We start from the raw sequence: 415 nt of genomic DNA, 5'->3' as shown, positions 1-415 counted from the left end.
AAGCCCTTTGTGATCATCGCATCGACGATATGAACGAGATGCTTCATGACTGGTTTCGAGAAATAAAGCGCCAACCCTAACATTGTGAAAAACTTGTGGATTCCTTGATGATGTGCTAATCTATTCATGAGACATGAACCTCCTTGTGAATGGTTGGATGACACATCTATTCTAATCAAGGAATCGGGTTCATATCTCCTTTTTTGTTTTGATGTAAATTTATGTTAGTGATTTTGCTCATCTACAGTAAAAAATAAAATATTATAAATAGTTAGAATAATATATTGTCAGTCATACATTATCTTTTTTGATGGGATAAGTAACCTTATTAAAATTTCTTTGGTTCATCACCAAAAGTTGTACTTGCACCTGTCATGAAAGTATGTTAGCTGTTTCTAGCCGAACCCGCAATGCA

General features: G+C 34.5%; 1 pseudogene. It reads right to left on the bottom strand.

Annotated features, from left to right (window positions below):
* Positions 1-128 (bottom strand): annotated as a pseudogene (locus tag ABS784_RS16990) (IS701 family transposase); the annotation flags it as partial.
* Positions 129-415: the final 287 nt, after the last annotated feature.

The sequence above is a fragment of the Geobacillus sp. G4 genome, from assembly GCF_040327975.1.
In the GTDB taxonomy this organism is placed as follows: domain Bacteria; phylum Bacillota; class Bacilli; order Bacillales; family Anoxybacillaceae; genus Geobacillus; species Geobacillus thermoleovorans.
The sequence above is the reverse complement of the archived record's forward strand: the minus strand, read 5'-3'. Positions and strand labels throughout refer to the sequence as shown.